The sequence below is a fragment of the Burkholderia sp. BCC0044 genome (assembly GCF_902832955.1).
GTDB lineage: Bacteria > Pseudomonadota > Gammaproteobacteria > Burkholderiales > Burkholderiaceae > Burkholderia.
The window spans coordinates 110,957-123,942 of record NZ_CADFDO010000010.1; the positions used below are offsets into that span (position 1 = coordinate 110,957).

Here is a 12,986-nt window from a genome sequence, read left to right on the forward strand (position 1 = left end):
ACGCGTTTGTATCCCAATGTATCGCGCCGCCGTGGCGACACACAACATTGCACACGCGCGGCGGGCCGGACACATCGCAGATACGTCGGCGCCGCCTAATGGAGCCTGTCGAAACCCGTCGGGCCGCTGCCCTCGCGCCGCGGCCCCAATGATCAGGAGAACACCATGCTGCCCCGCTTCAAGACCGCCGCCCTCGTCATCGCCCTCGCCGCCACGGCCGGGCTCGCCGCCTTCGCCGGCACCCGCGACGACGCGGGCGTGCAGGCGTCGCCGGCCGGCATGGCGGCGCCCGGCTTCACCGGCATCGACCGCTGGCACAACAGCGCACCGCTGACGCTCGACCAGTTGCGCGGCAAAGTCGTGCTCGTCGATTTCTGGACGTACTCGTGCATCAACTGCATTCATACGATTCCGTACGTGAACGACTGGTATCGGAAATATCGCGACCAGGGGCTCGTCGTGGTCGGCGTGCATACGCCGGAATATCCATTCGAACGCGACGCGAAGAACGTCGCCGATGCGATCAAGCGCTTCGACATCCGCTATCCGGTCGCGCAGGACAACCGCTACGACACGTGGCGCGCGTACGGGAACCAGTACTGGCCCGCGCTGTACCTGATCGATGCGAACGGCAAGATCGTCTATACGCGGTATGGCGAAGGCGGGTATGACAAGACGGAGGCGGCGATTCGGGGGGCGTTGGCGCAGGCGGAGGAAGGGGCGAAGGGTTCGACGCGCACGCAGTGACCGGTGCGGCGTGCGGGCGCGATACTCGCCCGCGCCCGCTCGCGTCACGCGCTCATTCGCGCTTCGCGTCGGCCTCCGCCAGCATCGCCTCGCCGATCGCGAGATCACCTTGCGCGACCAGCGCTTCACCCGCGCCGCGAATATCGGCCTCGGCCTTGTTCTGCCCGAGCTTGCGCTTGCCGACGAGCCGCGTGATCTCGATCTGCAGCCCGACGATCGATTGCAGCATCGTGTCGATATAGTCCGGCGGCGCGTCGCCCATCTTCCACGGCACCGGCTGCGACGCCTCGTGCGTGCGCGTCAGCCGTGCGACCACGCCGCGCACGAACTTCTCGTCGTCGCGCACCGTGATGCGGCCGTGCGCATGCACGACCCGGTAGTTCCACGTCGGCACCTGCCGGTGCGCGACGTGCTTGCTCGGATACCAGTTCGGCGAGATGTACGCGTCGCCGGCGCGGAAGATCACGAGCACCTCGTCGCCGTCCGCGACGTCCTGCCAGACCGGATTCGCCCGCGCGACGTGTGCATGCAGTTCGCCGAGCCCGCCGTCGTCGGGTATCAGTTCGAACGGAATGTGGTTCGCATCGAGCCCGCTCTTGCCGTGCGTGATCAGGCTGCCGAACGGGTGCTGCACGATCAGTTCGCGCAACGCGTCGGGGTTGGGTTCGTTGAAATCGGCGGGGACGTACATGTCGGCTCCACGGTCGTGCGGGGTGGGAAAGGGTGCGGGCGTTGGCCCGTCATGCGTCGATTGTGATTCCAAACTGGTTTATTCTGTAGAGCCGGTTTGAAACAATTTAAGCAGACCAGAATCATGGCAAGAACGGCCCGGATCGTCGAAATCCCGTCGCTCGGCGCGCTCGACCGCGCGGCCGGCGACCTGAGCCGCCAGCTCGCGCAGGCGCTGCGCGACGCGGTGCGCCGCGCCGACGTGCGGCCCGGCGACACGCTGCCTTCCACGCGGCTGCTGGCCGCGTCGCTGCAGGTGGCGCGCGGCACCGTCGTCGACGCGTATGCGCAGCTCATCGCCGAAGGCTTCCTCGAATCGCGCGGCGGTGCGGGCACGCGGGTCGCGGACGCACTCGCGGAGCCACCGCCCGTCGAAGCACCCGCTCCCGCTGCCAGCGATCAGCACACGGCGCGCGACGGCCTGCCCGAGCCGGCCGCCTCCTTCGCGCGGCTCGCCCGCGAATTCAGTCCGCTGCCGGCCCTGCCGTTCGCGATCTCGGTGCCGATCGGCCTCACCGCGCCCGACGACATCTGGCGCCGGCTCGGCAATCGCCTGCGCGCACGCGGCGCCGGCGCGCCGTCCGGCTATACCGATCCGCAAGGCGCGCTGCCGCTGCGCGAAGCGATCGCCGATTACGTGCGCCGGTCGCGCTCGGTGCGCTGCGATGCCGGCCAGGTCGTGATCACGAGCGGCACGCAGCAAGGGCTGCATCTCGCGAGCCAGGTGCTGCTCGGCGCAAACGACCGCGCGTGGGTCGAGAATCCGGCCTATCGCGGCATCACCGCGCTGCTCGAAAGCACCGGGCGGCGCGATGCGATGGTGCGCGTGCCGGTCGATGCCGACGGCCTCGACGTCGACGCCGGCATCCGCCTGGCACCCGACGCGCGCGCCGCATTCGTCACGCCGTCGCACCAGTACCCGCTCGGCATGCCGCTGAGCATGGCGCGGCGCAATGCGCTGCTGGCGTGGGCACGCACGCATCGCGCCTGGGTCGTCGAAGACGACTACGACAGCGAGCTACGCTACGAAGGCTATCCGTTCCCGTCGCTGCAGGGCCTCGCGCCCGACCGCGTGATCTATCTCGGCACCTTCAGCAAGATCCTGTTTCCGTCGTTGAGGCTCGGCTACGTGATCGCGCCCGACGATCTCGTGCCCGCGTTCTGCGGCGCACGCGTGCTGATGGACCGCCACGCGCCGACCGCCGACCAGCACGTGCTCGCCGCGTTCATCGCCGAAGGTCATCTCGATCGTCACATCCGCCGCGTGCGCGGCGTTTATGCGGAACAGCGCGCGCTGCTGATCGACACACTCGGCGCGCGGCTGCCGCGCGAACGCGCGTGGGTACAGCCGGGCGACCAGGGGATGCACGTCGTGCTGTGGCTCGCGCAAGGCATCGACGATCTCGACGTGGTCGCGCGCGCCGCGCAGGCCGGTGTCGCGGTGCGTGCGGTGTCGCCGATGTTCGCGCCCGGCACGGCGCGCCCCGGGCTCGTGCTCGGCTTCGGCGGGTTCGGCCGCGCGCAGATGGAAGCGGCCGCGCAGCGGCTCGCGGACGTCGTTTCGTCAGCGGAATCGCGGCCTCGCGCACGAGAAAAAGTTGGCGGCGGGCAACAAACGTAATCGTCTGTAAATCCTGCAAGCAAACGGCCGTTTCGGCCGCCGTCGCGCGGGTTCGGTTTGCTAGGATCGCGCGTCTTCCATCCGCGCTCCTGCCGCCTTGAATCGCTTCGTGCCGTTTCTCCGAAACGCGTGGCTCCGTTGCCGCGCCCGTGTCGCGCCGCTCGCCGCCGCGGGCCGCACGCGCGTCCGCGCGCTGGGCGCGGGTGCGCTGCATCGCCTGCGCCATCCGACCCGGCGCGGCGTCGCGCTGACGCTCGCCGCGATCCCGGTGCTGGGCCTGCTGGTCCTGCTCGCGTTCGTTCCGTTCACGCCGAGCATCGGCGACATCCGCAAGGCACGCATCGACCGTCCCGCGCGCGTGCTGTCGGCCGACGGCCAGCTGATCGCCGAATTCCGTCCCGTGAACCGCGAATGGGTGCCGCTCAAGCAGATCTCGCCGCACATGGTCGACGCGCTGATCGCGACCGAGGATCACCGCTTTTACGCGCATCACGGCATCGACTGGCGCCGCACGCTCGCGGCCGGGCTGCATACGTTCTCGGGCAACCGTCAGGGCGGCTCGACGATCACGCAGCAGCTCGCGCGCAACCTGTATCCCGACGAAGTCGGCCGCGCGCCGACGCTCACGCGCAAGGTGAAGGAGCTGATCACCGCGTTCAAGATCGAAGCGGTGTACAGCAAGGACGAGATCCTCGAAACCTATCTGAATACCGTGCCGTTCCTGTACAACGCGTACGGCGTCGAAATGGCCGCGCGCACCTACTTCGGCAAGTCGGCGGACCAGCTCGACATCACGGAAAGCGCGACGCTCGTCGGGATGCTGAAGGGCAACAGCTACTACAACCCGGTGCTGAATCCGGAACGCGCGGCGCAGCGGCGCAACATCGTGCTCGGCCGGATGGCGCAGATGGGCATGCTGTCGCCGCAGCAACTCGCGAAACTGCAACGCCGGCCGCTGCGCGTCGACTTCGAACCGCAGACCGCGCAGCCGGGCCTCGCGCCGCATTTCGCGGTGCAACTGCGCAAGTGGCTGATCGCGTGGGCCGATCGCAACAACTACGATCTGTACGCGGACGGCCTCGTCGTGCGCACGACGCTCGATGCGCGGCTGCAAGAGATGGCCACGCAGGCGCTGACGCGGCAGACCGAACGGCTGCAGGCGATCGCCGACGGCGCATGGCGCGGGCCGTCCGGCTGCGGGCTGCGCAACGACCTGTTCCTCGGCTTCATTCGGCAGACGCCCGAGTATCGCCAGGCGCGCGACACGGGGCTCACCGACGGGGTCGCGCTGAAGCAGCTCGGCGCGAACCGCGAATTCATGCGCGCGCTGTGCGAGCGCAAGACGCAGGTGCAGGCCGGCTTCGTCGCGATCGATCCGCGCAACGGCGCGATTCGCGCGTGGGTCGGCAGCCCCGATTTCGGCAGCGAGCCGTTCGATCACGTGGTACAGGCGCGCCGCCAGCCGGGTTCGACGTTCAAGCCGTTCGTCTATGGCGCCGCGTTCGCGGACGGCATGCGGCCGGGCGATACGTTCGTCGACCGTCCGGTCGCGATCCCGATCGACGGCCGCGCCGTATGGCATCCGACCGATGCGGAGCCGCCGACCGGCGAGCCGATGACGCTACGCGACGCGCTCGCGCTGTCGCGCAACCGCATCACCGCGCAGGTGATGCAGCGCGAAGGCGCCGCGAAGGTCGCGCAGCTTGCCCGCGCGATGGGCGTGCGCGACAGCCCGCTCGATGCGGTGCCGTCGCTCGCGCTCGGCACGAGCCCCGTCACGCTGAAGGAAATGGTGTCCGCGTACGGGACGATCGCGAACCGCGGCGTGTACGTCGCGCCGCAGATGATCACACGCATCGAGGATCGCGACGGCAAGGTGCTTGCCGCGTTCGGCAGCGCGCCGCCCGAGCGCGCATTGCCGGTGGCGGCCGCGCAGACGCTCGTCGACGCGATGCGCGGCGTCGTCGATTACGGGACCGGCGCGGACATCCGCTCGCACTACGGGATTCGGATCGACGTCGCGGGCAAGACCGGCACGACGCAGGACAACACGGACGGCTGGTTCATCCTGATGCATCCGCAACTGGTGGCCGGCGCATGGGTCGGCTTCGACGACGGCAGCGTGACGCTGCGCAGCGACTACTGGGGCGCGGGCGCGCACAGCGCGCTGCCGATCGTCGGGTCGTTCTACGATGCGGCGCTGCGCGCGCAGGCGATCGATCCGCACGTGCAGTTCTCGCCCGACTTCCGGCCGCGCAGCGCGCCGGCGCCGAGGCGGCGCGCACCGCATTCAGGCCTGTTCGACTGGTTGAGGTTCTTTCGTTGAGCATGATGCGGGCGGGCTTGGTCAGGAAACGCGCTCAGCCCGCCGCGAGCGTCGCAGCCAGCGCGTCGTATTCAGGCGCCCACGCCGCACGCCACGCCGCCTTCGTCGCGTCATCGACCCACGCACCGTCGATTCCGTTCAGCATGAACTGCTTCAGGTCAGCGACCGTGAAGCCGAAATGGCTGAACATCAACTCCCACGCTTCCGAAGGGTTCACCTTATGCAGCGTCGGATCGTCGGTGTTCGGATGGATCTTCAACCCGAGCCCCGGCATCTTGCGCATCGGATGCAGCTCGGCCCATTGCTCCGGCGGCAGCGTGCGCAGGTAATACGAATTCGTCGGCACGACGGTAAACACGATGCCGCGCTCCGCGTAGCGCGCGCACAGCTCGGGGTTGTCGACGATCGTATAGCCGTGATCGATACGATCGACCTGCAGCAGATCGACGGCCGTCTCGACGTTGCGCCACGGCATCCCGAACTCGCCCGCATGCGCGGTCGTGCGAAAGCCGGCCGCGCGCGCGTTGCGGTATGCCTTCCAGAACAGTTCGGGCGGCCGGTCGTTCTCGCGATAGTCGATGCCGAGCCCCGCGACTTCGTCCGCGCGATTGGCCGTCATCCACTCGACGATCGCGACCGCTTCGTCGGGGTCCTGTTCTCGGTCGATGCTCGGAATCAGGCGCGCGCCGATGCCGAAATCGCGTGCGGCGTCGCGAATCCCGGTCACGATCGCGGCCTGCGCATCCGCATATGGAATGCCCGACACACGCACCGTTCCGGTCGGATTCCAGAAGAATTCCGCATGTCGCACGTTGTGCGCGGCCGCGTCTTCCAAGTACTCGTAGGTAATACGCCGCAGGTCGTCGGGTTGCGTCAGCAGGTATTTGTCGAGCGCGCGCAGCACGTGCAGCACGCCGACCGGCTTTTCGCCGCGCGCATAGAACGCGTCGATCTCCGCGCGCTCGATCGGCGCGCCGCTGCGTTCGGCCAGCGCGACGAACGTGTCGTGCCGCACCGCGCCGAGCAGGTGGCAATGCAGCTCGAGCTTCGGCAGCGCATGGAAGAAGGCCCGATGGGCGGGCGTGATCTCGATGCCCGTGCGCGCGGCCGGGACGTTGCCTGGTGTTCCGTTCATTTCAGTCTCTTTTACGGTGATGCCGATGCGTCGCGAAAGCCGTCTCTCAGTGCGGCTTCACGACGGTCCAGAAGTAATAGCCGAGCGGCAGCGCGAGCACGACGAGCCCCCACGACACGTCGCGCCAGCGGCCGGCCAGCAGCTTGACGAGCACGTAGCACAGCAGCCCGCCCGCGATGCCGGTGCCGAAGCTGTTCGACATCAGCGTGAGCAGCACCATCGACATCACGGGCAACGCATCGGTGAAGTCGTCGAAATGCGTATGACGGATCGTCGCGAACATCGACAGTCCGATCAGGATCAGCGCCGGCGCCGTGGCCTCCTTCGGGATCGCGAGCGCGACCGGCACGAACAGCAGCATCGCGGCGAACAGCACGGCCGCGGCCAGCGACGACAGCCCGCTGCGGCCGCCGGCCTCGACGCCCGCCGCCGATTCGATCAGCGCGGTCAGCGCGGGAATGCCGAACACGGGGCCGAGCGTCGCGGCGAGCGAATCGACGAGGAATGGCCGGTTGATGTTCGGCAGGTTGCCGTGCTCGTCGAGCAGGTTCGCCTTCGCGCCGACCGCGAGCGCGGTGCCGAGCGTCGAGAAGAATTCCGCCGCGAAGAACGCGAACAGGTACGGTGCGGCAGCCAGGCTCAACGCGCTGCCGATATCGAGCTTGAACGCGATCGGCGCGATGCTGTGCGGCAACGACATGAACGACGCGGGCAGGTGCGTGACGCCGAGCGGCACGCCGGCCGCGGCCGCGACGAGGATCGCGATCATGATCGCGCCGGGCACCTTGCGCGCCTGCAGCACGATCGCGACCGCGAGGCCGATCAGCGCGACCAACGCGCCCGGCCGCGAGAAGTCGCCGAGCGCGAACGCGTTGGTCTTCGCGTTCGCGACGACCATCCCCGCATTGCGCAGCCCGAGCATCGTGACGAACAGCCCGATCGATGCGCCGAGCCCGAGCTTGATCTGCACCGGAATCAGCCGCACCACGACGCCGCGCGCGCCGAGTATCGTCAGCAGGAAGAACAGCACGCCCGACACGCACGCGATGCCGAGGCCCGTCTGCCAGCCGACGTGCTCGGTCGTCGCGAGCGTCACGCCGATGATCACCGAGCCACCGATACCGGGGCCGACGAGGAACGGCAGGTTCGCGTAAAGCCCCATCAGCGTGGTGAACAGCACGAACACGACGATCGTCGCGGTCGTCGCCGCGCCGCGGTCCATGCCGCCCGTCGCGAGCAGCGACGGGATCACGACGAGCAGGTATGCGGCCGCGAGGAACGACGTGACGCCCGCGATCGTCTCGGTGCGCACGCTCGTGCCGCGCGCGGCGAGCGCGAAGCGTCGTTCGAGCCAGTTGGCCGGCGTACGCGCCGGCATCGTGTCAGTCGCTGACATGGTGGTTCTCCCGTGATTCCGAATATTGTCCTGTGTCGGTTCGCGCAGCGCGGTCTTATACTGCCGCGTACCGCATCCCGACCGTCATTGCCCGATGTCCGACCGCTCGTCGCTGCTCCCCGCGCTCACGCTGCGACAGGTGCAGCACTTCGTCGTCCTTGCGCATGCGCGCAGCTTCACGCAGGCCGCGCAGGCGCTGTCGCTGACGCAGCCCGCGCTCACCGCGTCGATCCGCCAGATCGAGTTCCTGCTCGGCGGCCGCCTGTTCGCACGCAGCGCGCACCGGCTCACGCTGACCACCGCGGGCGAAGCCGTGCTGCCGCTCGCCGAACGCCTGCTCAACCAGGCGCGCGGCACCTTCGACGACATGACACGACTCATCGGCGAACGCATCCAGACCGTGCGCATCGCGTTCATCCCGTCGGTCGCGGGCCGCCTGCTGCCCGCGCTCAATGCACTGCGCGGCACGCACCCGACGCTGCGCTTCACGCTCACCGATTTGCCGAACAGCGCGCTCGTCGAAGCGGTGCGCGACGGCGTCGCGGATCTCGGCATCGGCGTACGCGAACCCGACGGCGACGACGGCACGCTGCGCTACCGGCAGCTGTTCGAGGACGAGATCGTGATCGTCGTGCGGCACGACGATCCGCTCGCCCGCGCGAAAAGCGTCACGTGGGCGAAGCTCGTCGATCGCGAACTCGCGGTGTTCGTGCGCGGCAGCGTCAGCGAATCGCTGCATCGCACCGGCGGCGCCGAGAAGCTGCGCCTGAACGTCACGTACCGGATGGAATACACCGAGCCGCTCTACGCGCTCGCGCGCAACGGCCTCGCGACCGCCGTGCTGCCGAGCCTCTACACGATGCATCTGCACGATCCCGAACTCGTCGCGCTGCGCGTCGACAAACCGCGCGTCACGCGCGCGATCTCGCTGATCTCGCTCGCCGCCGACGATCGCGGCCCGCACGTGCGCACCTGCCGGCAATGGATCGAGAAGCACATCTGAGCCGGTTCGCCGCGCAGTGCATCGCGACGTTCAGGGCAGCTTCGCGATGCGCTCGACGAGCGTCGCGTAGAAGCGATCCGCATCGACCTCGTTGATCCACGTCGCATTCGCGGCACGGCCGCTGCGCCCGTTCCAGTCGACGATCGTCTCGCCGAGCGTCCACTGCCCGGTCGTCTCGACCACCACGTTCACCTTGCGGCCGCCGAACAGCGTCGGGTCGACGAGATAGCCGACGGCCGTCGGGTCGTACATCGGCGCGTCTTCAACACCGCGCCGCTTCTTGTTGTACGCGAGCTCGGCCGCCATGATGTCCGCGACGATCGCGCCGCAGCGGTTGCCGAGCGCACGGAACGGCGCGACGCGCGCCGGCGTGATCGGCGCCTTCACCGCGACGTCGCGCGGCAGCACGACGATCGGCACGCCGCTGCCGAACACCACGTCGGCCGCGTGCGGATCGACGTAGATGTTGAACTCGGCGGCCGGCGTGATGTTGCCGCGCTCGAAGAACGCGCCGCCCATCAGCACGATCTCGCGCAGCGCGCCGCGAATCTGCGGCGCCTCGACCAGCGCGGTGGCGAGGTTCGTCAGGGGCCCCAGCGCGCACAGCGTCACGCTGTTCGGCGCCGCGCGGCTCAGCGTATCGACGAGGTACGACACCGCGTGACCGGCGGCGAGCGGTGCGCGCGGCTCATGCAGTTCGACGCCTTCGAGCCCCGTCTTGCCGTGCACGTTCGCGGCCGTCACGAGCTCGCGCACGAGCGGGCGCGGGCAGCCCGCATACACCGGCAGCGCGTTCGTGCGGCCGGCCCAGTCGCGGATGATGCGCGCATTGCGCTCGGTCAGCTCGAGCGGCACGTTGCCGGCCACGGCCGTCAGCGCGCGCACGTCGAGCCGGTCCTGCGCGCCGAGCGCGAACAGGATCGCGATGGCGTCGTCCTGCCCCGGGTCGGTATCGATGATCACGGTGCGGCGCGCGGCGTCGCCGCCGGCCGCGAATGCGCCGGTTTCGGGCAGCAGCGCGGTGCCGGCCAGCGCGGCGGACAGTTTCAGGAAGGTACGGCGGGAGGCGATCGGATGGGTCATGGTCGGGCGCTCAGAACACGTGCCGGACGCCGAGCGTCGCCATCATCTGGCGCGTGCCGGTCGAGCGCGCATACGCGAAGATCTGCGCATGATCGGCATCGCCGGCCGCCTGCTGCGCGATCACCGTCAGCGCGACGTCGGTGCGTTTGGACAGGAAGTAATCGGCCTGCAGGTTCACCTGGTGCCATTTCGGACGCTTGTCGATCACGTCGTACTTGCCGTTCGTGAACGCATACGCGGCGCCGAGAAAGAGCTGCGGCGTCATCGTGTAGACGACGTTCACGCCCAGGTTCTGCAGATGCAGGTGCGAATTGTCGAGGTAATCGTAGCGCACGTCGGTGAACATCGCCGCGAACTGCGCGCGGCCGATCGTGTAGAAGCCGCCGGTGCCCGCGATCCGCTGCCGGCTCGCGTACGCCGCAGGAGACATCGCGCTCTTGCTGAAGATCAGCAGCGGCGACGCATAGTCGTTCGCGATCGCGCCGTCCTGGTTCGTCGCGCTATACGGATGGTTGTACTGCGCATAGACCACGCTCCAGCGCAGCGGGCCGCGCTCATAGCCGAGCCCGAAGCTGTACGCGCTGTTGTTCGCGAAACCGGTCGCATTGCTGAAGCCGTACAGCGCGGTGAACTTCAGCCCGTAGTAGACGGGGCTCACGTACTTCACCGAGTTCTGCACGCGAATGTCGTTGTAGCCGTTGTCGTTGTCGCCGATGTTCACGCCGTTGCTCGCGATGATCACCGGCCCGATGTAGTCGTGGATCGCGTCGTACTGGCGGCCGAACGTCAGCGCGCCGTAGGTGCGGTCGGCCAGGCCGACGTACGCCATGCGCCCGAACTCGCGGCCGTTCTGCGCGGCCGTGCCCGTCATCACGTTGAAGCCGTTCTCGAGCTGGAAGACCGCGGACAGCCCCTGCCCGAGATCCTCCTTGCCCTTCAGCCCCCAGCGCGGGTTCTGGTTGGTGCCGGACAGCGCCTGCCATGCGTTCTTGCCGCCCTGGTTCGTCGCAAACCCGACACCGGCCGAGATGAGACCGTACAGCGTGATGCTGCTTTGCGCACCGGCATGGGTCGCGAAGGCGCCGAGCATCGCGAGCGGGGCGAGCTTGTAGAGAGTTTTCATGCGAGTCGTGTGGTCGGTGGTGGTCCAGGCGCGGCAGGGTTCCGCGAAACTGGACTCGACTATACGAACCCGGATCGGATAATAAAAGTTTGCTTTCCTTATATCGCAATAAAACGGATTTATTCTCATTTATCCGCACGCCGCACGCCGCACGCCGCACGCCGCACGCCGCACGCCGCACGCCGCACGCCGCACGCCGCGCGCGGCGAACGGCGCTCAGTCCGCGGTGTCGCCGCCCTTCGGCAGCTTCGACCACGCACCGCGCCCCGGCATCGGCGACCAGGCCGGGCGGCTCTTGCGGGCGCTGTCGATCACGACCAGGTAGCGGCCGGCGATCGGCGTGACGTCGCGATCGCGACGCAGCACCCACAGCGACTTGCCGGCTTCCACGCGGGCCTGGTAGTCGTCGTCGAGCAGGCCGTGCTGGTCGAGGAACGTGTTCAGCGACGCGGGAATCCGCACGCAGCCCTTCGAGTGCCGGATGCCGAGCAGCGCTTCGAGCCGGTCGGGATCGGTCGCATGCATCTGGAAGCGCATCGGCGACACGCCGCCCTTGCCCCAGCCGCGCTCGCCATCCACCCAGCCGAAATCGTAGATGCGCATGTCGCGGCGGCCGTAGCCGCGAATGCCGTTCTCGTTCGTCGTGCCTTCCGCGCGGAAATCCATCGTGTCGGGCGAGTGATGGAACACGCCGAGCGGCGTCAGGAAATGGTCGTACTGGCCCGGCAGCCCGGTGCCGACCGGCGACGCGCCGATCATCAGCCACGCATTGGCCGGCGTCGCGCGGAAGTAGATGAACAGCGCCTGCACGTTCGGCGCGCGGTCGACCAGCGCGACGTATTCGCCGGCGAGATCGCCGAGATCCGCATCGGCGAGCGCTTTCTGAAGGCGGTCGCCGTACGCGCGCTGCTCGCTCGCCGGCACGTTCAGGCGCCGCGTGACTTCCTGCGTGAAGCGCTTGCGCATGTCGAGCGCGCGCGCCGTCGCGTTTTGCGCTTCCTCGGCCGATAGCGGCGGATGCCGGCGCGGCGGCGTGGGCGGAGGCGGCTCGGCCTCGCTCGCGGGCGTGCCGGATGCGGCCGATGCAGGCGCGGCCGCCGATGCTGCGGATGCCGCGGAAGCGGCCGATGCGCCCGATGCCGCGCTCGCGGGTTCCGTGTGATTCACGTGTGACGCGGCGGAGGTCGGCGCTGCGGCCGATGCGCCCGGCACCGCATGCGCAGACGAAGCCGGCGGCGTGCGAGAGGCCGCTGAAGCAGGCGATGCATCGGACGAGGCTGACGCAGCAGACGGCGCAGCGTCGGACGCGGCAAAGGCGGGCTGCTCGGCGAGAACGGAAATCGACATCGCGGCAGCGAGCCACACGCAGGCGGCGACTGCACGGTTCAGGCAACGCGGCTTCGCAAAACGCCGCGCCAGGTGGGCAAGAGTCATACGTTCGAAGCCATCGGGCGATCCGGCCGCCGCATGCTGCTGGTGCGAACGGCGCATCTTCCGCGCAAGCCATCGACACGTCCGGCGCATCGCGTGCGCCCGGCGCCGACGCCTCTTCGCGGTGGAGCCGTTCGCTGTTGCAACGCGGGCGCTCCGATGGCGGCTAATGAGTCGTCAGGCCCTTCATTCTACTCGTCGATGCGCGAATCGGCAGCGGCCGGAAGCGCGCTTTTACGTGGTATTGCGCTTCGTCACGCTTTGTTTCAACTCGTTTCCGCTGGCGTTTTCGTGGCATGGCACGCTCGCGGGTTGAATGTTTTCGGCAGGCGTCCGAAGCCTGGGTCGCTTCATTCATTTCGATCGCGCTTCCCGGTTGATTCGCAGCCCAA

General features: G+C 68.6%; 10 protein-coding genes. 4 read left to right on the plus strand and 6 right to left on the minus strand.

What is annotated here, in order from left to right:
• Window positions 1–165 precede the first annotated feature (165 nt).
• Window positions 166–747, plus strand: a complete 582-nt coding sequence (locus HWX14_RS35500; RefSeq protein ID WP_175886695.1) for a thioredoxin family protein — start codon at window positions 166–168, stop codon at window positions 745–747.
• 52 nt (window positions 748–799) lie between these two features.
• Here HWX14_RS35500 and HWX14_RS35505 read toward each other — a convergent pair whose 3' ends face one another.
• Window positions 800–1,438 carry an FMN-binding negative transcriptional regulator gene (locus HWX14_RS35505; RefSeq protein WP_175886696.1) on the minus strand — a complete coding sequence of 213 codons (639 nt, stop codon included), beginning with the start codon at window positions 1,436–1,438 and terminating at the stop codon, window positions 800–802.
• Between the two features lie 123 nt (window positions 1,439–1,561).
• Between HWX14_RS35505 and HWX14_RS35510 the strand changes: the two genes are divergently transcribed.
• Both HWX14_RS35510 and HWX14_RS35515 read left to right on the plus strand, forming a co-directional pair.
• Window positions 1,562–3,097, plus strand: a complete 1,536-nt coding sequence (locus HWX14_RS35510) for a PLP-dependent aminotransferase family protein (RefSeq protein WP_175886697.1) — start codon at window positions 1,562–1,564, stop codon at window positions 3,095–3,097.
• A 97-nt stretch (window positions 3,098–3,194) separates the two neighbouring features.
• The gene (locus HWX14_RS35515; protein WP_175886698.1) at window positions 3,195–5,423 is read left to right on the plus strand and encodes a transglycosylase domain-containing protein; all 2,229 of its coding nucleotides are present in this window, start codon (window positions 3,195–3,197) and stop codon (window positions 5,421–5,423) included.
• A gap of 34 nt (window positions 5,424–5,457) precedes the next feature.
• Here HWX14_RS35515 and add read toward each other — a convergent pair whose 3' ends face one another.
• On the minus strand, window positions 5,458–6,558 hold the full coding sequence (gene add, locus HWX14_RS35520) for an adenosine deaminase (RefSeq protein ID WP_175886699.1): 1,101 nt from the start codon (window positions 6,556–6,558) through the stop codon (window positions 5,458–5,460).
• A 46-nt stretch (window positions 6,559–6,604) separates the two neighbouring features.
• Window positions 6,605–7,954, minus strand: coding sequence for an NCS2 family permease (locus HWX14_RS35525; RefSeq protein ID WP_175886700.1), 1,350 nt, complete (start codon window positions 7,952–7,954; stop codon window positions 6,605–6,607).
• A gap of 94 nt (window positions 7,955–8,048) precedes the next feature.
• Here HWX14_RS35525 and HWX14_RS35530 point away from each other — a divergent pair, with 94 nt between their 5' ends.
• A complete protein-coding gene (locus tag HWX14_RS35530; protein ID WP_175886701.1) occupies window positions 8,049–8,957 on the plus strand; it encodes a LysR family transcriptional regulator in 909 nt (302 codons plus the stop codon).
• Between the two features lie 30 nt (window positions 8,958–8,987).
• Here the strand turns inward: HWX14_RS35530 and HWX14_RS35535 are convergent, their stop codons facing one another.
• The 3 genes from HWX14_RS35535 to HWX14_RS35545 form a co-directional block, all read right to left on the minus strand.
• Window positions 8,988–10,040, minus strand: a complete 1,053-nt coding sequence (locus HWX14_RS35535; protein ID WP_175886702.1) for a nucleoside hydrolase — start codon at window positions 10,038–10,040, stop codon at window positions 8,988–8,990.
• Window positions 10,041–10,050: 10 nt separating this feature from the next.
• Window positions 10,051–11,163 (minus strand): porin, encoded by a 1,113-nt coding sequence (locus tag HWX14_RS35540; RefSeq protein ID WP_175886703.1) that lies wholly within the window; start codon window positions 11,161–11,163, stop codon window positions 10,051–10,053.
• Between the two features lie 216 nt (window positions 11,164–11,379).
• Window positions 11,380–12,687, minus strand: a complete 1,308-nt coding sequence (locus HWX14_RS35545) for a hypothetical protein (RefSeq protein ID WP_175886704.1) — start codon at window positions 12,685–12,687, stop codon at window positions 11,380–11,382.
• Window positions 12,688–12,986: the final 299 nt, after the last annotated feature.

What these genes read in the sequence shown, in the direction of transcription:
- HWX14_RS35510 (WP_175886697.1), top strand. Translation starts at nt 1,562, where the DNA reads ATGGCAAGAACGGCCCGGATCGTCGAAATCCCGTCGCTCGGCGCGCTC.
- HWX14_RS35500 (WP_175886695.1), top strand. Translation starts at nt 166, where the DNA reads ATGCTGCCCCGCTTCAAGACCGCCGCCCTCGTCATCGCCCTCGCCGCC.
- HWX14_RS35545 (WP_175886704.1), bottom strand. Translation starts at nt 12,687, where the DNA reads ATGCGCCGGACGTGTCGATGGCTTGCGCGGAAGATGCGCCGTTCGCAC.
- HWX14_RS35535 (WP_175886702.1), bottom strand. Translation starts at nt 10,040, where the DNA reads ATGACCCATCCGATCGCCTCCCGCCGTACCTTCCTGAAACTGTCCGCC.
- add (WP_175886699.1), bottom strand. Translation starts at nt 6,558, where the DNA reads ATGAACGGAACACCAGGCAACGTCCCGGCCGCGCGCACGGGCATCGAG.
- HWX14_RS35540 (WP_175886703.1), bottom strand. Translation starts at nt 11,163, where the DNA reads ATGAAAACTCTCTACAAGCTCGCCCCGCTCGCGATGCTCGGCGCCTTC.
- HWX14_RS35530 (WP_175886701.1), top strand. Translation starts at nt 8,049, where the DNA reads ATGTCCGACCGCTCGTCGCTGCTCCCCGCGCTCACGCTGCGACAGGTG.
- HWX14_RS35505 (WP_175886696.1), bottom strand. Translation starts at nt 1,438, where the DNA reads ATGTACGTCCCCGCCGATTTCAACGAACCCAACCCCGACGCGTTGCGC.
- HWX14_RS35525 (WP_175886700.1), bottom strand. Translation starts at nt 7,954, where the DNA reads ATGTCAGCGACTGACACGATGCCGGCGCGTACGCCGGCCAACTGGCTC.